19 protein-coding genes and 1 pseudogene are annotated in these 20,618 nt (G+C 68.4%); 10 read left to right on the top strand and 10 right to left on the bottom strand.

Annotated elements, in window-relative coordinates; genetic code table 11:
- Nucleotides 1–57 precede the first annotated feature (57 nt).
- On the top strand, nucleotides 58–552 hold the full coding sequence (locus OHA18_RS12050) for a DUF1707 SHOCT-like domain-containing protein (RefSeq protein ID WP_329004126.1): 495 nt from the start codon (nucleotides 58–60) through the stop codon (nucleotides 550–552).
- Here the strand turns inward: OHA18_RS12050 and OHA18_RS12045 are convergent.
- Nucleotides 541–1,512: a LacI family DNA-binding transcriptional regulator gene (locus tag OHA18_RS12045; protein ID WP_329004125.1), complete on the bottom strand. Its 972-nt coding sequence runs from the start codon at nucleotides 1,510–1,512 to the stop codon at nucleotides 541–543. The genes OHA18_RS12050 and OHA18_RS12045 overlap by 12 nt on opposite strands.
- Before the next feature lie 222 nt (nucleotides 1,513–1,734).
- Here OHA18_RS12045 and OHA18_RS12040 point away from each other — a divergent pair, with 222 nt between their 5' ends.
- The 4 genes from OHA18_RS12040 (at nucleotide 1,735) to OHA18_RS12025 (ending at nucleotide 6,185) form a co-directional block, all read left to right on the top strand.
- Nucleotides 1,735–4,134: a beta-L-arabinofuranosidase domain-containing protein gene (locus tag OHA18_RS12040; RefSeq protein WP_329004124.1), complete on the top strand. Its 2,400-nt coding sequence runs from the start codon at nucleotides 1,735–1,737 to the stop codon at nucleotides 4,132–4,134.
- A gap of 26 nt (nucleotides 4,135–4,160) precedes the next feature.
- Nucleotides 4,161–4,895, top strand: a complete 735-nt coding sequence (locus OHA18_RS12035; protein ID WP_329004123.1) for a hypothetical protein — start codon at nucleotides 4,161–4,163, stop codon at nucleotides 4,893–4,895.
- Between the two features lie 14 nt (nucleotides 4,896–4,909).
- Nucleotides 4,910–5,452 (top strand): GNAT family N-acetyltransferase, encoded by a 543-nt coding sequence (locus OHA18_RS12030; RefSeq protein ID WP_329004121.1) that lies wholly within the window; start codon nucleotides 4,910–4,912, stop codon nucleotides 5,450–5,452.
- A 76-nt stretch (nucleotides 5,453–5,528) separates the two neighbouring features.
- Entirely contained in the window at nucleotides 5,529–6,185 is a 657-nt protein-coding gene (locus OHA18_RS12025; RefSeq protein WP_329004120.1) for a hypothetical protein, read from the top strand.
- Here OHA18_RS12025 and ptsP read toward each other — a convergent pair.
- From ptsP to OHA18_RS11995, 6 genes and pseudogenes are all read right to left on the bottom strand, one after another.
- Nucleotides 6,164–8,053, bottom strand: coding sequence for a phosphoenolpyruvate--protein phosphotransferase (ptsP, locus tag OHA18_RS12020; protein ID WP_329006092.1), 1,890 nt, complete (start codon nucleotides 8,051–8,053; stop codon nucleotides 6,164–6,166). The genes OHA18_RS12025 and ptsP overlap by 22 nt on opposite strands.
- Before the next feature lie 60 nt (nucleotides 8,054–8,113).
- Nucleotides 8,114–8,524: pseudogene (gene dhaM, locus OHA18_RS12015) on the bottom strand (dihydroxyacetone kinase phosphoryl donor subunit DhaM); the annotation flags it as partial.
- Nucleotides 8,521–9,141, bottom strand: coding sequence for a dihydroxyacetone kinase subunit DhaL (gene dhaL, locus OHA18_RS12010; RefSeq protein ID WP_329006091.1), 621 nt, complete (start codon nucleotides 9,139–9,141; stop codon nucleotides 8,521–8,523). The gene dhaL and the pseudogene dhaM, both read right to left, overlap by 4 nt.
- Before the next feature lie 2 nt (nucleotides 9,142–9,143).
- Nucleotides 9,144–10,148, bottom strand: coding sequence for a dihydroxyacetone kinase subunit DhaK (gene dhaK / locus OHA18_RS12005; RefSeq protein ID WP_137256321.1), 1,005 nt, complete (start codon nucleotides 10,146–10,148; stop codon nucleotides 9,144–9,146).
- A gap of 200 nt (nucleotides 10,149–10,348) precedes the next feature.
- A complete protein-coding gene (locus tag OHA18_RS12000; RefSeq protein ID WP_329004118.1) occupies nucleotides 10,349–11,596 on the bottom strand; it encodes an MFS transporter in 1,248 nt (415 codons plus the stop codon).
- Nucleotides 11,597–11,623: 27 nt separating this feature from the next.
- Complete coding sequence (locus tag OHA18_RS11995; protein WP_329004116.1) at nucleotides 11,624–12,184, bottom strand: RNA polymerase sigma factor; 561 nt, start codon at nucleotides 12,182–12,184, stop codon at nucleotides 11,624–11,626.
- A 52-nt stretch (nucleotides 12,185–12,236) separates the two neighbouring features.
- Between OHA18_RS11995 and OHA18_RS11990 the strand changes: the two genes are divergently transcribed.
- Nucleotides 12,237–13,796, top strand: coding sequence for a serine/threonine-protein kinase (locus OHA18_RS11990; protein WP_329004114.1), 1,560 nt, complete (start codon nucleotides 12,237–12,239; stop codon nucleotides 13,794–13,796).
- Nucleotides 13,797–13,916: 120 nt separating this feature from the next.
- On the opposite strand, the gene OHA18_RS11985 is transcribed toward OHA18_RS11990, so the two are convergent.
- The gene (locus tag OHA18_RS11985) at nucleotides 13,917–15,059 is read right to left on the bottom strand and encodes an MFS transporter (protein ID WP_329004113.1); all 1,143 of its coding nucleotides are present in this window, start codon (nucleotides 15,057–15,059) and stop codon (nucleotides 13,917–13,919) included.
- A 65-nt stretch (nucleotides 15,060–15,124) separates the two neighbouring features.
- Here OHA18_RS11985 and OHA18_RS11980 point away from each other — a divergent pair, with 65 nt between their 5' ends.
- Nucleotides 15,125–15,859 (top strand): ArsR/SmtB family transcription factor, encoded by a 735-nt coding sequence (locus tag OHA18_RS11980; protein ID WP_329004112.1) that lies wholly within the window; start codon nucleotides 15,125–15,127, stop codon nucleotides 15,857–15,859.
- On the opposite strand, the gene OHA18_RS11975 is transcribed toward OHA18_RS11980, so the two are convergent.
- Both OHA18_RS11975 and OHA18_RS11970 read right to left on the bottom strand, forming a co-directional pair.
- Entirely contained in the window at nucleotides 15,856–16,563 is a 708-nt protein-coding gene (locus OHA18_RS11975) for a hypothetical protein (RefSeq protein ID WP_329004110.1), read from the bottom strand. The genes OHA18_RS11980 and OHA18_RS11975 overlap by 4 nt on opposite strands.
- Nucleotides 16,564–16,653: 90 nt before the next feature.
- The gene (locus OHA18_RS11970) at nucleotides 16,654–17,370 is read right to left on the bottom strand and encodes a hypothetical protein (RefSeq protein ID WP_329004108.1); all 717 of its coding nucleotides are present in this window, start codon (nucleotides 17,368–17,370) and stop codon (nucleotides 16,654–16,656) included.
- Between the two features lie 202 nt (nucleotides 17,371–17,572).
- Between OHA18_RS11970 and OHA18_RS11965 the strand changes: the two genes are divergently transcribed.
- Genes OHA18_RS11965 through OHA18_RS11955 form a run of 3 tightly spaced genes read left to right on the top strand, consistent with a single transcriptional unit; the run spans nucleotide 17,573 to nucleotide 20,618 of the window.
- A complete protein-coding gene (locus OHA18_RS11965) occupies nucleotides 17,573–18,868 on the top strand; it encodes an ABC transporter substrate-binding protein (protein ID WP_329004107.1) in 1,296 nt (431 codons plus the stop codon).
- Entirely contained in the window at nucleotides 18,865–19,794 is a 930-nt protein-coding gene (locus OHA18_RS11960; protein ID WP_329004106.1) for a carbohydrate ABC transporter permease, read from the top strand. Before OHA18_RS11965 ends, OHA18_RS11960 begins: the two co-directional genes overlap by 4 nt.
- On the top strand, nucleotides 19,791–20,618 hold the full coding sequence (locus OHA18_RS11955) for a carbohydrate ABC transporter permease (RefSeq protein ID WP_329004105.1): 828 nt from the start codon (nucleotides 19,791–19,793) through the stop codon (nucleotides 20,616–20,618). The genes OHA18_RS11960 and OHA18_RS11955 overlap by 4 nt, the downstream gene beginning before the upstream one ends.

Here is a 20,618-nt window from a genome sequence, read left to right as displayed (position 1 = left end):
TCTCCGCCTGGCGCTCCGGCCGTCTGGCACACTCGGTGGGGAGGAGTGAGGTGATGGATGGCAGAGCGGCGGCCGGTGAAGGCGGGGGAGTTGATGGGCCTGGCGGCTGCGGCCGGCCAGGAGGCTCGGGCTGCGGCGGCGCGACGGCGGATGGCTCAGATCCGTCTGACCGACGAGGAGCGCCGGGTCGCCACGGATGAGCTGGCGGAGCAGTTCGCGATCGGGCGGTTGGACGAGTTGGAGCTGCACCGGCGGGTCGACCTGCTGAACGACGCGGTGACGCACGGGGACCTGCAGCCGATCTTTGCCGGGTTGCCCGTGCCGTCGCTGTACAAGCCGGTGGCGCGCAAGCCGGGGAAGTGGCGGTGGGCCGGGTTCGCCGCGGCCGCGTGGATGGCTGTGCCGTTCGTGCTGACCGGACTGGTGTTCCTGGTGTTCGGACGCGAGATCGCTGCGGCGATCTTCGGGGTGCCGGCGCTGGTGTGGACGTTCTACGCGTACCGGTGGGCGTCGCGGCCGGCCCGAGAGGAACGCCGGCAGTCAGGCTCCTAGCGTCGACTCCCGAGTCACCAGTCGGGCTGGGAGTTGCAGTACTCCGTGGTGCGGCGTGCCTGCGATGGCCTCCAAGAGCAGGCTGGCGGCGCGGCGCCCCAGGTACTCGAGGCGGAGGTCGACGGAGGTGAGCGGCGGCCGGCTGGCGAGGGCCATGACCTCCCAGTTGTCGTAGCCGGTGACGGCGACGTCGTCCGGTACTGCGCGGCCGAGCTCGCGCAGGCGATCACAGACTCCGCGGGCGATCTGGTCGCTGCCGCAGGTGATTGCGTCCGGGTGCTGACGCAGTACGAGGTCGGTCGCTTGGCGGCCCCAGCGCTCGCTCCACTCGCCGAAGAGCGGCTCGCAGCAGAGAGCGGCGGCGACGGCTTCAGCACGCTCCGCGGCGGAGCGGTGGTGGGCTGGGCCGGTGATGTGAGCGATTCGGGTCCGGCCGAGGCCTTCCAGGTGGGTGATCGTCGCGGCGGCGCCGGCTGCGTCGTCGACGATGACCGAGGCATCGGCCGGGTCGGTCGAGGCGGCGAGCGCGTAGACGACTGGCAGCGGTACGTCGATCGGAGGCTGCGGCTCGGTGCGCCGGCCGGTCACGACAATGCCGTCGACACCACGGGCGACCAGTGCGCGCAGGTAGCTCTGCTCGCGCAGCGGATCGTCGCGGGTGTCGCAGAGGACGGTTGCCAGCTCGCCTGCGCTGAGCACGTCCTCGACGCCGCGCATGATCGGGATGCTGAAGCGGCCCGAGCTGTCCGTGGTCAGCAGCGCGACGGTGTACGTCCGGCCGGACGAGAGCGCGCGCCCACGGGCATCGGGTGTGAACCCGAGTTGCGCGGCGGCTCGGCGTACCCGGTCTCGCGTCTCCTGGCTCAGCTGGCCGGTGTTGTTCAGCGCCTTCGAGGCGGTCCCGGCGGACACGCCGGCGAGCGCGGCGACGTCCGTGATCCGCACTCCTGGCCTCTTCATCACGTTTCCTCCCACTCTCGCGCGGGAGCCTATCAGTAGCGCCGTCACGACCTTGCTGACCTGCGCTTTGATCTTGACCGAGGCGGATTGCAGTCCTACGTTGTCAATGACGGAAAACGTGTGCGGTCTTTCCGTCGGTGTGATGTCCGCCCCCGTCACCCGAGAGGTCTCGCCATGCCCGAACCCAGGCCCGAACTCAGGCCCGAACCGACCCCCGAAGGAATGCCCCGACGTGACTTCCTTGCTGTCTCGCTCGCTGCGGCGGCCGTCGTGACCGCCCTCGATCCGGCCCAGGCCGAGGGCGCGCCGTCCGGACCACCTGCCGGCCGCGGCGGGCACTACGTCCCGCAGCGCGCCCCACTCCGGCCCGTCCCGTTCCAGAAGCTCCCACCCGGTGCGGTCGAGCCACGCGGCTGGCTGGCGCAGCAGCTCGAGTTGCAGGTCGACGGACTCTGCGGCCGGTACGACGAGATCTCGGACTTCCTGGTCTACGACACGAACGGCTGGGTCGACCCCGCGCAGGGAGCGTGGGAGGAGCTGCCGTACTGGCTCCGTGGGTTCGGCGACCTCGGGTACGTCACCGGCAACACCGGCGTACTGACCAGGACCGAGCAGTGGATGAACGGGATCATCAAGACGCAGGCTGCGGACGGCTGGTTCGGTCCGGAGCGGCTGCGCACCTCACTGGAGAGCGGACCGGACTTCTGGCCAGGGATGCCTCTGCTGGCCGCGTTCCGGTCCTGGTACGAGTACTCCGGCGACGAGCGGGTCATTCCGTTCATGACGAAGTACCTGGGCTTCCAGAACACGCAGCCGCCGGAGGTGTTCAACCGGTCGTGGGGTGCGTTCCGCTGGGGCGACAACATCGACAGTGCGTACTGGCTCTACAACCGCACAGGCGACGACTGGCTGCTCGACCTGGTGAGCAAGATGCACAGCGGGTCGGCGGACTACGTCAACGGCATCCCCACATGGCACAACGTCAACTTGGCGCAGGGGTTCCGGGAGCCGCTGCAGTACTGGCTGCTGTCCGGAGACGAGGAGCACCGCGCGGCGACGTACCGGAACTATGCGACGGTGATGGGGCTGTACGGTCAGTTCCCCGGTGGAGGGTTCGCCGGGGACGAGAACTCGCGGCCTGGGTTCGGGGACCCGCGGCAGGGGTTCGAGACGTGCGGGATCGTCGAGCTGATGCATAGCTTCGAGCTGCTGACTCGCTTCACCGGTGACGGGTCCTGGACGGACAAGTGTGAGGAGCTGGCGTTCAACTCACTGCCCGCGTCGTACGACCCGCGACAGCAGGTCATGCACTACATCACCTGTGCGAACAGCGTGCAGCTGGACGACCAGCCGAAGCACGGGCAGTTCCAGAACCCCTTCCCCATGCAGTCCTACAAGTACGGCGTACATCAGTACCGGTGCTGTCCGCACAACTACGGCATGGGCTGGCCGTACTACGCTCAGGAGCTCTGGCTGGCGACGACGGACAACGGCCTGGCCGCGTCGATGTACGCCGCCAGCAAGGTGACTGCTCACGTGGGGGCTACCGGTGAGACGGTGAGCATCGTGCAGGAGACGGAGTACCCGTTCTCCGACACGATTGTCTTCACCGTGCAGGCCTCGACGCGATTTCCCTTGTATTTAAGGCGTCCGGGCTGGGCGCGTGACGTGTCGGTGAAGGTCAACGGTCAGCCGGTGCGGGTCAGTGGCGACTGGTTGAAGCTGGACCGCACGTGGCACCCGGGTGACCGCGTCGAGCTGGTGCTCCCGATGCGGACTACGACTCGCGTCTGGGACGACAACCAGCACTCTGTCTCTGTGGACCGTGGTCCGCTGACCTACTCGCTGCAGATCGACGAGCGGTACGAGCGCATCGGCGGGACCGACGAGTGGCCCGAGCTCTCCGTCTATCCGGAGTCTCCCTGGAACTACGGTCTGGTCGCTGGTGCGCGTTTCGACGTCGTACGACGGAGTGCGGGCGCGGACCCGTTTACTGCTGAGGGTGTGCCGGTCGCACTGACCACGCAGGCTCGGCGGATCCCGCAGTGGGAGACAGACACCGAGGACGTGGTCGGACTGCTGCAGCCTGGTCCGGTGCGGTCAGAGGAACTTGTGGAGACGGTGACCCTCATTCCGATGGGGGCGGCCCGGCTGCGAGTCACGTCGTTCCCACAGGTCGCTCCGCATGGCGAGGAGTGGAGCTACCGGACCCGGATCACCGCGTCGCACGTCAACGACGGTGACTCACTAGAAGCTCCTGACTCGGAGCGGGTGCCGGAATCCTCTGCAGACACGTCGATGCCACGCTTCACGTGGTGGGACCGTCGCGGGACAACGGAGTGGATCTCATACGACCTGCGCTCGACGCGTGAGCTGTCAGAGGCCTCCTCCTACTGGTACGACGACACCGGATCCGGGCAGTGTCGTGTGCCGGAGTCCTGGCGGGTGCAGTGGTTGGACGGAGACACGTGGCGCCCGGTGGATAACACCACGCCGTACGACGTGGCGATCGACCGGCTTAACACCACCACGTTCACGCCGGTGCGGGCGCGGTACGTGCGGGTGGAGGCGGTGCTGCGTCCGACGTACTCGGGCGGATTGCTGCTTTTGACATTCGACTGACCGCCGGAACCTGCGAAAATGGTGCGGTGGGGGATGATCCAGCGCTGGAACACGCGGTTCTGCAGCAGTTGCGGTTCGGGCCGCGGAACCGGACCGAGTTGGCGCAGCGGGCGGGCGCGGACGATCAGCGGGTGCAAGTGGTTCTGGACGAGCTGCTCAGCAGGTCCCACATCGTCCGGCGGCCGCAGGACATCGGACTGGGGGACTACGAGCTGACGCGGGCCGGAGTTGTCGAGGCTCAAGGGGTGGTGTCGCAGCCGGTCGCCGTTCAGCAGGCGACCGTGGCTCCGAGGAAGCGCCGCCCGCCGACCCGACGACCTCGGCCCCGACGCAGTCAGGTCCCGCTGACCCAGGAAGACCGCGAGCACTGCGATCTGGCTCTGACGCAGCTGTACGTCCACCGTCGGATCGACAAGACCGAGCTCGCCCGCCGCGCGGACCTGCTCACCAGAGCCTCGACCCGCGGTGACCTGAGGGAGGTCTTCGAAGGCCTGCCGTTCCCCGTCCTGGACCTGCCGCCCGCACCGGCCGGTCCGCAGAAGGCTGTCGTCCAACCGGCGAAGATCGCCGCCGAGCCGGCAGCCGTGGACCGCGAGTTGATCGTGAACCTGGCGAAGAGCCTGGTCGCCGGACTGGTGTTCACAGGGATCGTCATCGTGACGCGCCCGAGCATGGTGATCTTGCTGGCCGTCCTCGTGGTGACGGCAGGCAACATGTTCTCCACCTACCGAACCTGGGCCAAGAAGCGCCGTTCGGAGTGAACTAGCCTGTGCGCGTGAACCCTGTGCTGCGGTTGGCTGTGCCGGTGGATGGGGCGGCTATTGCTGAGCTGGCCCGGGCCTCGGTGCTGGAGGTGTTCCCGGCGTACTACGACGACGCGCAGACTGCGAGCGCGGCGGACCACATCACCACGCTGGACACCGCGCTGATCGACGACGGCACCTACTACGTGCACGAGGCCGCGGGGGAGATCGTCGCGGCCGGTGGATGGAGTCGGCGGAACAAACTGTTCAACGCGAGTACGGCAGGAGCCGACGAGCGACTGCTGGACCCGGCGACCGAGCCGGCCCGGATCAGGGCCATGTTCGTCCGCGCGGACTGGACTCGGCGCGGACTCGGCCGGGCGATCCTGACCGCGTGCACCGACGCTGCGCGGGCAGAGGGGTTCACCAGGCTGGCGCTGATGTCGACGCTGCCCGGCGTACCGCTCTACAAGGCGTACGGCTTCACCGAGGTGGAGACCGCCCAGCTACCGATGCCGGACGGCACCGTGCTCGCAGGTGTCGCGATGGAACGACCGATCGAGGAGAGCGCATGAACGAGCGGAGCGAGTTCATCATCCAAGACAGCCTGTCTCGCGCCTCATCGGCGCCCGGAGCGAAGCGAGGACGACGATGAGCTCAGGCACCACTGTGACCGCCCCGGATGGCCGCGAGGTCGTCCTGGGTGAGATCGGGACCCGCGTGCTGCTGAAGAACTCGCGTGTCCGTGTGTGGGAGGTGTCGCTGCAGCCCGGTGAAGCGCAGGGCTGGCACCTGCACCACAACCCGTACGTCGTGCTGTGCCTGTCGACGTCGCCGTGCCACATGGACTGGCTGGACGGCAGTCCGGCGCGGCAGCTCAGTGAGACCGTCGGCGGGTCCGTGTACCGCCCGGTGTCGCCGGTGCACATGCTCACCAACGACGGCGACGCCCTGTACCTCAACCGGCTGATCGAGGTTCTCGACCTGGGCGAGGAGGCCAGCGGCGACCCATACTTCGGGGTCGCCGGCGTTCCGGCGGAGTCCGGCTTCGAGCAGGCCGGTGAGATCCCGGCCAAGGTGGTCGTCGACGAGCACGACGTCCGCGTGCAGCACGTGACCCCCGAGGCCGGCGAGTCGTACACCTGGCACACCGGCGCGTACCCGGCCCTCGTGGTCGACCTGGACCTCGAGCACCCGGACGTCACCTACCTCGAGCCCGGCGAGTCCTACACCCTCCCCGCCAAGCCCGAACGCACCTCCGGCTTCAACCTGGTCGAGCTGCGCTACTACAGCAGGCCGCGCACCTGACCCGCATCTCGAGCGGCTAGCACTGCGGCGGTGTCGACCTGAGTGAGGTCGGCCTGCCGCAGGCGTGCTTTGACGAGTGGGACCTGCGGTCCGACGGCGCTGAGCTCGTGGACTCCGAGGGCTGCCAGTAGCACTGCGGCCTGCGGGTCGCTGGCCAGGTCACCGCACACTGCGACGCGGACGCCGGCGTTGCGGACGACGTGGTCGACGAGTTGGAGGACCGCAGGGTCCAGACCATCGGCGAGCGAGGCGACCGCGCTGTTGGTGCGGTCGGCAGCGGTCGTGTACTGCGTGAGGTCGTTGGTGCCGATGCTGACGAAGTCGAGATCCTTGGCGAGGGTGGCGACGCGCAGCGCGGCCGCGGGGACCTCGACCATGATGCCGACCTCGAGACCGTCCGTGGCGCCGAGCTCGTCCAGCGCCCAGGCGACCTCGTCGGCGGTCGTGACCATCGGGAACATCACGTGGACGGGGGTCTCGGCGGCAACCCGTCGTACCGCTTCCAGTTGGTCGCGGAGCAGGTCCGGGCGACTCCGGAACACCCGGAGGCCGCGCTCGCCGAGGAACGGATTCGCCTCCTTGGCCTGCGGGAGGAAGGGCAGCGGCTTGTCGCCGCCGATGTCCCAGGTGCGGATCGTGATCGGCTTGTTCCCGAGCGCCTGTGCGATGGCCCGGAACGCGTCGACCTGTTCGTCGACGGTCGGCGCCGTACGACGGTCGCCGAAGAGCACCTCGGTCCGCACCAGGCCCGACCCGTCCGCTCCGCGCGCGTCGATCGCGTCCTGGACGACGCCCACGTTGACCAGTACGTCGATCGTCGTACCGTCGCGGGTGATCGCGGGCTGGTCTGCTTGCCCGACCGCTCGCTCGCGCTCTCCCCGGCGCTCGGCGATCGTGGCCCGGATCCGGCTCTCGTCCGGCGCGACCTCGAACGACCCGGTTCGTGCGTCGAAGGCGACCGTTGCGCCGGGTGGTACGTCGACGTCGCCGATCCCGGTGATCAACGGGATGCCGCGGGAGCGCGCCACGATCACCCCGTGGCCGGTCGTCCCCGCCGCCCGCACGGCGATGCCTGCGATCCGCGCCGCGTCGATGGTGGCCGCGGTGGCCGCATCCAGCTCCGGTACGACGAGGATGCCGTCGGCCGGTGTCTCCTCTGGCGCTCCGACGAGGATGCGCAGGACACGGTCCCGTACCGCGCGGACGTCCTGGGCGCGTTCCCGTTGATAGGCGTCGTCGAGGGCCTCGAACGTGGTCGTCAGGTCGTCGTACGCCTGCTGCCACGCGGCCGGAGCCGAGGCGCCGCCGGAGATCGACAGTTCTACCGCGTCGAGGATCTTCCGATCGCCCAGCAAGGCAAGGTGAGCCACGAAGATGTCGCCGTGCTCGGGGGTGGTGTCGCGCAGCTCCCGCAGTTGGTCGCCGGCGGTTTGCAGGGCCTGGCCGAGGCGCTCAAGTTCGTTGTCTCCGGCAACATAACCACCCGTGTCGACACCCGAATCCACCAACACCGCAGGCCCGATGGCCACATCAAGGCCAGACCCACCGGCAGCCGCCTCCCCGCCTGCGGCGCCGGAGGAAGGCCTGTCGCCCGCCGATCCATCGGGTGGCGCCGGCCCGTCTCCGAACGCTGTGGCGGCCAGTTGTTCGATCGCAGTCAGCGCCTCGGCTGCCTGTGGACCACTTGCACCTACACGGACTCGGTGGCCCTGCTGGGCGTTCAGCGTCGCGACCATGCTCAGGCTGCCCGCGTCCACCGGCCCCTTGCCGGTGTCCAGGTCGGTCAACGTGACCGTCGCATCGAAGCCGTTCACCAGCCCGACCAACCGCGCGGCCGGCCGCGCGTGCAGACCGTGCTCGTTGCTCACGACAACGTCCACCGTACGATCAGCCTCGCCTGCCGAAGCCGAGTCGTCCGAGACGGGCCCGGCGTCTCCGAGGTGGTCCTGCTTCGCGACCAGACCGCGTTCCGCCTCGGCGATCACAGCGTCGAGCGAAGCACCCGTCGATGCGGTGACGACCGCAGCGACCAGCCCCTCCACCAACGGAGCGCTCGTGAGCCGCACATGCTCCACAACGGCGGGATCCACGAACTCCAGCGCCATCTCCGCGCTCAGTACGGCGCTGCCGAGGTCGAGCAGCACCAGCACGCCGTCCGCGCTGTCCGCGGTGGCGATCGCCTCCGAGACCGCCACCGCATCGGTCCCGAACGTCGTCGCATCCAGCCCAGCCGCGACCGCGATCACCGGACGCTTGTCCTCGGCAACCATCTCGGCCGCGAGCCCGACCGCCGCCTCGGCCAGCGCCCGGCTGTGCGAGACGACCACGATCCCGATCATGCGAGCGTACGGGCCGCCGACTCCAGAATCAGCGTCGTACTCGTCGCCCCGGGATCCTGATGACCGGCGCTCCGCTCACCCAGGTAGCTGGCCCGCCCCTTCCGTGCAACCAAGGGAACCGTTGCGTCCCGGCCCTTCGCCGCCGCCTCCGCGGCCGCAGTCAGTGCGCCGGCCAGATCCGATCCACCCGCCACGGCAGCGTCGTACGCCTCCAGTGCGGGGGCCCAGGCGTCGTACATGGTCTTGTCGCCGAGCTCCGCCTTGCCGCGGGCAAGCACGCCTTCGACCCCGGCGTGCAGCCCGCGCCCGATCGTCTCCGGCGTCAGTTCGGCACCGGCCAGTGCGGTCCCGAACCGCAGGAAGAACGTGCCGTACAGCGGCCCGCTCGCCCCGCCGACCTTGCTGACCAGCGTCATCCCGGCCTTCTTCAACAGCTCGTCGACGCTGTCGAACGACGTCTCGTCCAGCACCGCGACGATCGCCTGGAACCCGCGATCCATGTTGGCCCCGTGATCGGCATCCCCGATCGCCGAGTCCAGCTCGGTCAGGTACGCCGCATTGTCGTGCAGCGCACCCGCAGCGTCCCGAAGCCAGTTGACGAAGGAATCGACTCCCATGCTCACGCGCCCCAGCGTAGGCCGGGGGTGTTCACCGGCGCGTCCCAGAGACGTACCAGTTCGTCGTCCACCTTCAACAGCGTGACCGAGCAGCCGGCCATCTCCAACGAGGTGATGTAGTTGCCGACGAGGTTGCGGGCGATCGTGATGCCGGCGCGGTCGAGCAGCTGGGCCACCTCGTTGTACATGATGTACAGCTCGATCAACGGCGTACCGCCCATGCCGTTGACGAAGGCAATGACCGAATCGCCTTGCTGGTAAGGGAGATCGGAGACCACCGGGTCGACCAGCATCGCGGCGATGTCCTTGGCCGGTGCCAGCGGCAACCGTTGCCGGCCGGGCTCGCCGTGGATGCCGATGCCGACCTCCATCTCGTTGTCGGCCAGGTCGAACGTCGGCTTGCCCGCGGCCGGGACCGTGCACGACGTCAGCGCCATACCCATGCTGCGGCCGTTGTCGTTCACCCGGCGGGCGAGGTCCGCGACCTGAGCCAGCGGCTGACCCTCCTCGGCGGCCGCGCCGACGATCTTCTCGAGCAGCACGGTCACGCCGACGCCGCGGCGACCGGCCGTGTAGAGGCTGTCCTGGACGGCGACGTCGTCGTTCGTCACCACCGACAGCACCTCGGTGCCGGCGTCGGCAGCGGCCAGTTCGGCGGCCATCTCGAAGTTCATCACGTCGCCGGTGTAGTTCTTCACGATGTGCAGTACGCCGGCGCCCGCATCGACCGCCTTCGTGGCTGCCATCATCTGGTCCGGCACCGGGGAGGTGAACACCTCGCCCGCGCAGGCAGCGTCCAGCATCCCGAGCCCGACGAACCCGCCGTGCATCGGCTCGTGCCCCGACCCGCCGCCGGAAATGAGCCCCACCTTGCCCGGCCTCGGCGCGTCCTTGCGGTAGACGATCCGGTTCTCCAGATCCACCCGCAACCGGTCCGGATGCGCTGCCGCCATCCCCCGCAGCGCCTCACTCACAACATCACCTGGGTCGTTGATGAGCTTCTTCATGTCCCCCATCTGAGCACACACCCGCCCAGAACGGGAGCCCCCCAACCACCCCACCACGGTCCCCACCCCTGGCTCCCTCATTCCGCCGCGAGATGGGTTCACCCACCGTGTGGTGGGTTCGCACGCCCTGTGCCGGTGGGGGAACCCACCACACGATGGGTGAACCCATCTCAGGGGGTGGGGTGGGGTGGGGGTGGGGGTCAGGAAGGGGTGGGGGTGGGGGTGGGGGAGACGGCTGAGAGCAGCGGGATGGTGCGGATGGGGCGACTGAGGGTCAGCAGTGCGGCGCTGAGGACGAGCAATCCGCCGAAGACCAGCAGTGCCGAGCGCGAGCCGAGCCCTTCGAGCAGCAGGCCGCCGAGCAACGGCGCGAGCGGGTTCGTGCTGCTCGCCAGGAACATGACCGCGCTCTGCGCGCGTCCTTGCAGGTTGTCCGGGGTGATCAGCATCTGGTAGCCGAACAGGCCGGAGTTCAGCGCGGGGAGCAGGAAGATCGCGAGCGCCGGCAGCACGATCAGCACCGCCGCGTGGGTGGTGAACGCGGTCGCGCCGAAGGTGACGCTGGTGATCCAGCCGGAGGCGATCGTGATCCGGCCGGTGCTGAACTTCGCGAGCAGCTTGGGTGCCGCGATCGCACCCAGCAGGCCGCCCACCCCCAGGCCGGTCTCCAGCAACCCGATCACAGGCGTCGGTACGCCGCGTTGCTGCATGCTCAGGATCAGGACGATGAACGTGCCGTTCGCGGCGAAGTTGAGGATGGTCGCGACGATGGCGATCGTCCGCAGCGCGGGCTGCCGGAACATCCAGGTCAGCCCGGAGCGGATCGCCTTGAGCATCGGCTCGTGCTTGTCGCCGTCGGGCTTCGCGGCGGGCAGCGGGTGCCGGATCGTCGTCAGCATGACCGTCATCACGAGGTACGACACCGCGTCGATGGCGACCGGGATGACGCGGCCGATCGAGTAGAGCAGACCGCCGAGCGGGGCCCCGATCAGGGCGGCCAGGTTCTGCCGGCCGTGGCTGGCGGCGAGGGCGGTCGAGATGTCGTCGGGGTCGACGATCTGCCGCAGCGCACCGGCCTCGGCCGGGATGAACAGCACGTAGCCCGCGCCGCTGAGCAGGCTGACTGCGATCAGGTGCGGCAGCGTCAGTACATCGAGCCAGCCGGCTACGGCCACCGAGCCGTACAGGACGGTCCCGAAGAGGCTGTAGCCGACCATGATCCGGCGCCGGTTCCACCGGTCGGCCAGCGCGCCGCCGGGGAGCGACATCAGGGTCTGCCCGAGCGCTCCCGCCGTACCGATCAGGCCCGCTTGCACCGGGGAGCCGGTGATGGCCAGGCCGATCAGCACGAAGACGAACGAGCTCATCGACGAGCCGATGGAGCTGATCGTCTGGCCGGTCAGCAGCTTGAGATAGTCACCGTTGTGCCATAACCCCCGGGCGGACATAATCCGGAGGGTATGCCTGGGAGCAGGTCAGTCCTTGGGACGGAGAAGCGGGCGGACGACCTCGCGGGCGTCGTGGATACGGGACTTGACCGTGCCGAGCGGTGCGCCGACCTCGGCGGCGATCTCCTCGTACGACAGGCCGTAGACGTCCCGCAGGACCAGCGGAGTGACCATCTGGGGACGGTCGCGCTCCAGCGTCTCCAGCGCCTCCAGGAGGTCCAGGCGGGTGCCGGCGATCACGCTGGTGGTGCGCGGGTCCGGCTTCTCCATCTGCTCCGGGTTGTGCGCGGCCTGGGCGGTGCGCTTCAGCTTGCGGTACGTCGAGCGGGCCGAGTTGGCCGCGACGGAGTGGACCCAGGTGGAGAAGCTGCTGCGGCCGGAGTACGTGTTGATCTTGGTGGCGATGTTCAGCAGCGCTTCCTGGGCGGCGTCCTCGGCGTCGGCGGAGTACGGCAGGACGCTGCGGCAGATGCGCAGGACGCGCGGGTAGATCTGGCGGAGCAGATCGTCCATCGCGTTCTTGTCGCCCGACTTGGCCTGCTCGGCCAGTACGCCCAGGTCGTCGGTCGGGCTGGTGCTCTCGCTCATCTGCGCCTTTGCTGTCGATCGGCCCCGGCACGGGACACTCCAGTACTCCATAATGCCTTGTATGGGGGTCCCAACCAGACTCGGGCGTTACGTCGTGCGCCGACGCCTGGGCTCAGGCGGTTTCGCTACGGTATGGCTTGCTCACGATGAGCAACTGGATGCCGAAGTGGCGATCAAGGTGCTCGCCGACAACTGGGCCCACGACGACTCGGTCCGGCAACGGTTCCTCGAGGAGGGCCGGTTCCTCCGCCGGGTGGAATCCGAGCAGGTCGTCCAGGTGCACGACGTCGGCGAGCTCGAGGACGGCCGCCCGTTCCTGGTGCTGACGTACGCCGACCGCGGGACGCTGGCCGACCGCCTGAAGAAGAAGCCGCTGCCCCTGGCCGAGGCCGTCGACGTGGTGGTCCAGGTGGGTCGCGGTCTGCAGGCGCTGCACCGGCGCGGTCTGCTGCACCGGGACGTGAAACCAGCCAACGTTCTGTTCCGCAGTACGGACGACGGCGAGCGGGCCGTCCTGTCCGACCTCGGTCTGGGCAAGTCGCTGGACGAGATCTCCCGGATCACGATGCCCGGCGGCACCCCGTCGTACGTCGCCCCTGAGCAGGCGCTGGGTGAGCGACTGGACCAGCGTGCCGACCAGTACTCCCTGGGCGCGGTCGCGTACGCCGCCCTGACCGGGCAGTCCCCGCACCAGGTCGACGGTCTGGGCGCGGCCAGCCGGGTCAAGGTGGCGCCGCCGCCGAGCTCGCTCGGGTTCGAGCTGCCGGAGCAGGTCGACGCCGCAATCGTCAGGGCGCTGGACCCGGACCGCGAGAAGCGCTGGCCGGATGTGCAGTCGTTCACCCGGCAGTTGGTGGGTGGGCTCGACGAGACGACGCACGACTTCCCGCTGTCGCTCCGCGCGGCCGTTGCCTCGGACACGGATCACCTGGGCGCGAAGACCGCGCTGAGCGACGAGAACCAGCCGACGATCGTGAAGCTCGCCGAGCCGTCGGAGCCGGCGGACGCCGAGACCGTCGCCGTGAAGGCGGAGGAAGCGCCTGCGCCGGAGCCCACGGCCGAGCCGGAGCCTGCCCCCGAGGCGCCGCCGAAGCGCAAGCGCAAGCGCGGCCGATGGGTCGTTGCTGCTCTGCTGGCGCTGGTCGTCGGCGGTGGCGCCGGGTACGGCGGTCAGTGGTACCTGTCCAGCCGGAAGGCGGTCGTGGTGTCGCAGGGGCAGTTCCAGGTGACGCTCCCACGGTCCTGGGCGAAGTCGATGGCGCAGACCGACTGGCAGGCGCCCGGTAGCAGTTCCCGGACGCCCGCGTTCCGCGTCAGCCGGGACGCGAACTGGTCCGCGTCGACGCCGGGTGTGTTCGTCGGCCTGGCCGGGTCGAAGCTGGCTCTCCCGGACAACACGTCGCTCGGGTGCAAGCCGGGGCCGTCCTTCCCGGGCAGCTTCGACGACCGGCCGACCACGGACCGGTTGTCCACCGGGTGCGCCGGAGCCGGTATGGTCCTGTTCGAACGGGTCGTTGATCGCGGGGACGGCGGCTCGTTGCTCGTTCAGGTGATCACGCCGGATGCCGGCCGGGCCGCCGAGATCGCTGATTCGGTCAAGTACTCCGAATGAGGAAGTCCCCATGCGTTTTCCGACTGAACGGCTGCGGCCGTCGCCGGCGCTGATCCAGTCTGCTCGTCGCAGGTTCTACCACCTGCGCTCGACGATCTTTCGCGCCATCTGGCCGGTCGACTAGTCGACTGTCAGCCAAGTGATGCCGAGTGCAACCACCCACAGGACGCCGCCGACCCAGGCGAGGGTGTGAAGACCTGTGGTGAAGGTCGCGGAACGGCTCAGCACCGCGCTGTAGAGCGCTACACCCGCTGCGCCGACGGCCTGCCGTGCGGTGTTGTTGACGCCGCCGGCCAGCCCGGCGCGATCCGGGGGCAGCGCTGCGATGGCCGCATGCACCACCGCAGCGGTCAGCAGGCCCATGCCCAAGCCCAGGCAGACCTCTACCGGAATGACTGCGCCGTAACGGCTGTCCGGATGGACTAGCAGTAGGCAGAACGAGCCGATAGCCCCAAGAGCAAGCCCGAACGACATCGGGAGCCGAGAACCGTATCGAGCGGTGATGCGACCTGAGACAGGGCCAAGAACGGCCAGTGGCAGCAGAACGGGGAGCAGCTCCAGGCCGGCGCGAAGCGCCGATTGGTCCAGATGCTCTTGCAGGTAAAGGGTTAGAGCGAGCAGCGTGCCTAGACCAACCAGATTCATCAGGCCGGAGACCACGTTGGCGCCGACGAACGCTGGGCCGATGTGCAGCCGGATGCGTGTCTCGCGGCGAGCGGTCCGGCGCCGCGGCACCATCCGCCAGGCCATTGGCAGGGCCAACGTGATGACCGGCAAGTTGACCAGGAACACTGCACGCCAGCCGAATCCGCTGACCAATGCACCACCGAGGATGGGTCCGGCGACCAGTGCCAGTGCGCCCGCGCCGGCCCAGATCCCAACAGCACGGGCCCTTGCGGCACTGTCGACGTACTGGTGGGTGATGACGGCAAGTGTTCCTGGTAGGAGCAGCGCGGCGCCGACGCCCTGGAGTGCCCGTGCAGCGATGAGGAGCTCGATGTTCGGTGCTATGCCGCACGCCAAGGACGCTGCGCCGAAAATCGTCAGCCCTGCAAGGACAATCCGGCGGTGACCGATCCGGTCGCCCAGTGCGCCGCACACGAGCAGCAGCCCGGCCAACGCGATCATGTAGCCGCTCACGACCCACTGCTGCCCGGATGCACTGGTATGAAGACCGGTCCGGATGGTCGGCAACGCGACGTTGACCACGGTCACGTCGAGCTGCACCAGGAAGATTCCGACGCACAGCAACGCGAGGAGCATGCTGTCCAACCTCCCACCGAAACACTTCGGGTTGCGCCGAAATATGACGGTGTGAGCATGGAGGCATGGGTGGAGATGCGGATGTGGCTCGCGCCGCCGGTCTGATGGCCGAGCCTGCGCGGGCGAAGGTCCTGATGGCACTGGCGGACGGCCGAGCGCTGCCTGCCTCCTTGCTCGCTTCGGAGGCCGGTGTGTCACCGCAGACGGTCAGTGGGCACCTGCGCAAGCTCCTGGACGGCGGTCTGGTCGCAGTCGAGCGCTCCGGGAGGCACAGGTACTACAAACTGTCCGGACCGGAGGTTGCCGCGGCCGTAGAAGCGCTGGCCCGCATCGCGAAACCCGAACCGATCAAGTCACTCCGTCAGAGCACCCGCGCCGCAGCGCTCCGTGAAGCCCGTACCTGCTACGACCACCTGGCCGGCCGCCTTGGCGTTGCCCTGCTCGACGGGCTGGTACGGCGGGACGCCCTGACCCGCACCGACGGCGGTGTCGGCGCAGACCGTCGTACGGACGACCCACTCGCCGCACAGCTCCCGGATGGTCCCTATGCCTTGGGCCCTAACGCCACAGAGGTCTTTGCCGAACTAGGCGTTGACCTGTCCGATCAGCCGTCGCGCCGCCAGCTCCTGAGGTTCTGCGTCGACTGGAGCGAACAACGCCACCACCTGTCCGGCCAGCTGGGCGCCTCCGTCGTACACAGTCTCCTGGCCCGCGACTGGCTCCACCGTCGTTCCAACCAACGAGCTGTCGACCTGACTCCTGCAGGCCACAAAGCCCTTGCTGACCTGCTGGTTCTCTAGATTATCGAGTCGTCGCGAGTGGCCGAGTCGGCCGCGTGGTCCAGGATGTCTTCCATGGCATCGCGATCCTGGGGCAGTCCGGTGACGGCGATCTCGAAGGTGCACAGGCCCTCGCCGTTGGCCACCCAGCGGATGATCACATAGCGGAGCGAGTTCTCCGGGACGTAGGTGTAGGCCAGCGTCGCTTCCTTGGTGTCCTGATTCACGGTCTGGGACTTGATCGACAGCATTTGGGCGGCCGGCACCGAGGCGAGCTCCGTGAGTCTCTGGGCCATCGATTCGGCGGGTGGCCGGCGGATGGTGAAGCCGGCCTCGATCCGGATCCAGCGCTTGCTGGTCGGATCGGTGTAGCGGCCGATCTTCGGCGGATCGGGCTGGGTGAAGCCCCAGTTCCTCGGCACCTTGAGGCGGACGTCCGACCGTACGACGTTGGTCGCGGTGAACTCGCGGATCTTGTAGTCGAGATCGTCGGTCTGCAGCGCCTTGGTGTCGTCCGGGACGATCTGCCTCGGCGGCGTGGACGGTGTGGACGGCGTCGCCGACGGATCCGGGGTGGCCGACATCGGCAGCGGGGCCGCGGTCCCGGCGAGGCTCGGCTCGTCGGTGAGGAACAGGCCGACGCCGTACCCGCCGGCGCCACCGACTCCGGCGAGCGTAAGCAGGCCCGCGCCGAGCACCGCGCGCCGCGACACGTTCCTCTTCACGCCCCCACCTTCCCAGTTCCCTACTCAACAGAAGACACCTGAGTCCACTCCCAGGTTGCACGCTCCCAGGTAACAATTCCGTGAAAGCGCTCAGCCGGCCTCGTGCACGGACGCCGTGGCGTGCTGCAGGACCTCGTCCAGGGCGCCGGCGTCCTGGGGGAGACCGGTGATGCTCATCTCGACATTGGTCAACTGCCCGTCGATCGCGACCCAGCGGACGATCACGTAGCGGAGCGTATCGCCCGGGATGTAGGTGTAGATCAGCGTCGCGACCGGGCGCGGGTCGCCGTCGTCGCCGGTGACCGTGCCGGGCGTCTGGCTGACGATCTGGACGTCGTTCTGCGGGGGCTGGCTCTTCTTGAGGTCGACGATGAGCTTGGCCATCGCGTCCGCAGGGAGCGTGTCGACCGGCTCGATCGCCTCGACGCGGACTCCGCGCTCCTTGAGGTTGTCGAGGTACTTCACTTCGCCCGGACGCTTCGGATCCCTCGCCCCGAGACGCCAGCCCTGCGGGGTCTCGATGGAGAGCTGGACCGAGGGCTCGTCCTGCGGGGTGACGGTGAACGCGTGGCGGGTGTAGTCGAGGCCGGTGCCGAGTGGTTCCAGGTTGCTCGGGACCGGGGTTTTCACCGGGAGGGGCGGCTCGGTCGGCGTCGGGGACGGCGACACGGACACCGCGCCCAACGGGCCCGCGGTGCCGGATGCGGTCGGGTCCGGGGTGTCCATGCGGTCGCCGGTGTAGTAGCCGCCGCCGACGCCGAGCGCCAGGGCCAGCAGCAGGAGGCCGGCCAACAGGACTCGTCTCACGGGCACGGCGACATCTTCTCAGGAGAGGCGGGCACGAGCCCAAAAACCCCGGCGGGGGCCTTTTCACACCGATCCTGACTGAATCCTTTCAATGAGGTCTTGACAGTCCCCCGGGCCATCCGTAGCGTCCCGATGACGAAAGTAACACGATCCTGCGGTTACTTCACATTCTTCGCCGGTATCTCGGCGCTCAGGAGGACTCATGGCACTCGATCAGTCCGTCAGCCGACGGCGGCTCCTGCAGCTGATCGGCGGCGCCTCTGTCGCCGCCACGGCGGTCGGCACGCTGGCGGCCTGCGGCGGAGGCGGCGGCTCGTCATCGTCCGGCGGCACCGTCAAGGTGATCGGCGCAGGCAGCCAGGAGGCCGGCCTGCGCAAGGCGCTCGACGACTACAAGAAGGCGAACGCCGACTTCGACTTCAATCTCTCGTTCTCGCCGGCCGACCAGCTGCAGACCGCGCTCCGGGCCCAGCTCGCGGCCGGTAACGCACCGGACCTGCACGCCGTCTACCCGGGCAACGGCAGCGCGATGTCGATGGTCCAGCTCAGCAAGGCCAACCTGCTGGCCGACCTCAGCGACCAGTCCTGGACCCAGAAGATCCCGACCGGCTTCAAGGGCGCGTTCCAGCAGGACGGGAAGACGTTCATCTTCTCGCCCGGTACCAGCGTGCTCGGCGCGATCTACAACAAGAAGGCGTTCGCGACCGCCGGCGTGGAGGTGCCGACCACCTGGTCGGAGCTGCTCGCGGTCTGCGACAAGCTCAAGAAGAAGGGCATCATCCCGATCGCCCTCGGCGCCCAGACCCCGTGGGTCACCCAGCTCATCGACTATGCGCTGGTCCCCGGCACGGTCTACGCCAAGACGCCTGACTTCGACGACAAGATGACGGCCGGCAACGCGTCGTTCGCCGACTCCGGCTGGGCCGACGCGATGGACAAGTACCTCGAGCTGCAGAAGAAGGGTTTCTTCAACGACAACCCGAACGGCACGACGTACGAGCAGGCCACCTCGATGGTCGGCACCGGCAAGGCCGCGATGGCGGTCCAGGTGTCCGCGGTCCTGCAGGCGTTCCGCCAGGCCTCGCCGACACCGGACGACCTCGGCATGTTCCCGTTCCCGGCCACGGACGTCGTCGCCGACAACTGGATCCCCGGCGGGGTCGTGGTCGGCATCGCGGTCAGCGCGAAGAGCAAGAAGGCCGACCAGGTGAAGAAGTTCATCGAGTACTGCGGTCAGCCGGAGAACGTCAACGCCTGGGCCGAGGCGGTCGCGTGCGTACCGCTGTACTCCGACGGCGACGCCAAGGTGGACCCGGTGCTGAAGCCGTTCCTCCCGTACCTGAAGGACAACAAGGCCGTCCCGTTCATGGACCAGCGCTGGCCGAACGCCGAGGTCCAGCCCACCCACTTCGCCGTCGTCCAGGAGCTGCTCGGCGGCAAGAGCACCGTCCCGGCCGCCCTGAAGAAGATGGACGAGGCCTACCGGAAGAGCGTATGACGATCACTGCACAGGCGGTACGACGGGACGCGGTCAAGGCGCCGCGGCGGCGCGGAGGGATTGCGCCGCCGTGGTTGTTCGCGGTGCCGGCGTTGCTGGTCTACGCGTTCGTGGTGCTGTATCCGGCGCTGTCCGGCGCGGGGTCGGCGTTCACCGACTGGTCCGGGGTCGGTGAACAGCGGTCCTTCGTCGGGGTGGACAACTTCAAGCAGTTGTTCCACGACGATCAGGCACTGGGCGCGCTGCGCAACACCTTGCTGCTGACGGTCGCGATCGTCGTCGTACAGAACGGGCTCGGGTTGCTGCTCGCACTCGGCGTACACACCCGCATCAAGACCCGGATGGCGTTGCGGGTGATCTTCTTCGCCCCGGTCGTGGTCAGCCCGGTGATGGTGTCGTTCCTGTGGAAGTACGTCTACAACCCGGCGCCGGACGCCGGCCTGAACGCTGCGCTGGGTGCGATCGGCCTAGGGGGCCTGCGGCAGGACTGGCTCGGCAACCCGTCGCTGGCGCTCTGGTCGGTCGCGTTCACGGTGATCTGGCAGTGCGCCGGGTACTCGATGGTGATCTTCCTGGCCGGGCTCGAAGGCGTGCCGGCCGAGCTGCACGAGTCCGCGATGGTCGACGGTGCCGGCACGGTGGCGCGGTTCCGGCACATCACCTGGCCGTTGCTGGCGCCGGCCGTGACGATCAACGTGATGTTGTCGACGGTCGGCGGGTTGACGTTGTTCACCCAGATCATCGCGATGACGAACGGCGGACCCGGGTACGCGACCGACACGTTGTCGACGGTGCTCTACAAACAGGCCTTCGTGTTCGGGAAGTTCGGCTACAGCACGGCGGTCGCGCTGGTGCTGGCGATCTTCGTCGCGGCGGTGTCGTTCATCCAGATCGGGTACCTGCGTTCGAGGGAGACGGCCGCATGAGGACCGGTTACCGCCCCCGCACGCTCGTCCTCGAGCTGGTCATGATTGCGGTCGCGATCGCGTTCCTGTTCCCCGTCTACGCGCTCGTGACGCTGGCGTTCAAGGACCCGACACAGATCGCCAACAGGCCCTTGTCCCTGCCGAATCCACCGTCCGTCGGGAGCTTCGGCGAGGCGTGGCGGTCGGCGTCACTCGGATCGGCGTTGCTGAACAGCACCCTGATCACCGTGAGCAGCGTCGTCGTGCTCATCCTGCTGGGCTCGTTGGCGGCCTACTTCCTGGCCCGTACGGCGACCCGCATGAGCTACACGCTCTACATCCTGTTCCTGGTCGGCATCATCCTGCCGTTCCAGCTCGGGATGATCCCGCTGTACCAACTGGTCAACAACCTCGGCCTGCTCGGCACCTATCAAGGGATGATCCTGTTCTACACCGGCATCCAGTTGCCGTTCACGGTCTTCCTCTACACCGGGTTCATCCGCTCGCTGCCGGCCGACTACACCAACGCCGCCCTGATCGACGGCGCGTCGCACCTGCAGGCCTTCGGGTACGTGATCTTCCCGCTGTTGCGTCCGATCACCGGCACGGTGCTGATCCTGAACGCCGTCCACATCTGGAACGACTTCTTCACCCCGCTGCTGTACCTCGGCGGCTCGGGCCGGGAGACCGTGCCTGTCCGGGTGTTTGCCTTCGTCAACGAATACACGTCCGACTACGGGCTCGTCGCGGCCGGCCTGGTCCTCGCGGCGTTGCCGATCCTGATCGTGTTCCTGTTCCTCCAGCGGTACGTCATCCGCGGCTTCTCCAGCGGACTGAAGGGATAA

The sequence above is a fragment of the Kribbella sp. NBC_00709 genome, assembly GCF_036226565.1.
In the GTDB taxonomy this organism is placed as follows: domain Bacteria; phylum Actinomycetota; class Actinomycetes; order Propionibacteriales; family Kribbellaceae; genus Kribbella.
This window is presented reverse-complemented; position numbering and strand designations above follow the sequence as displayed.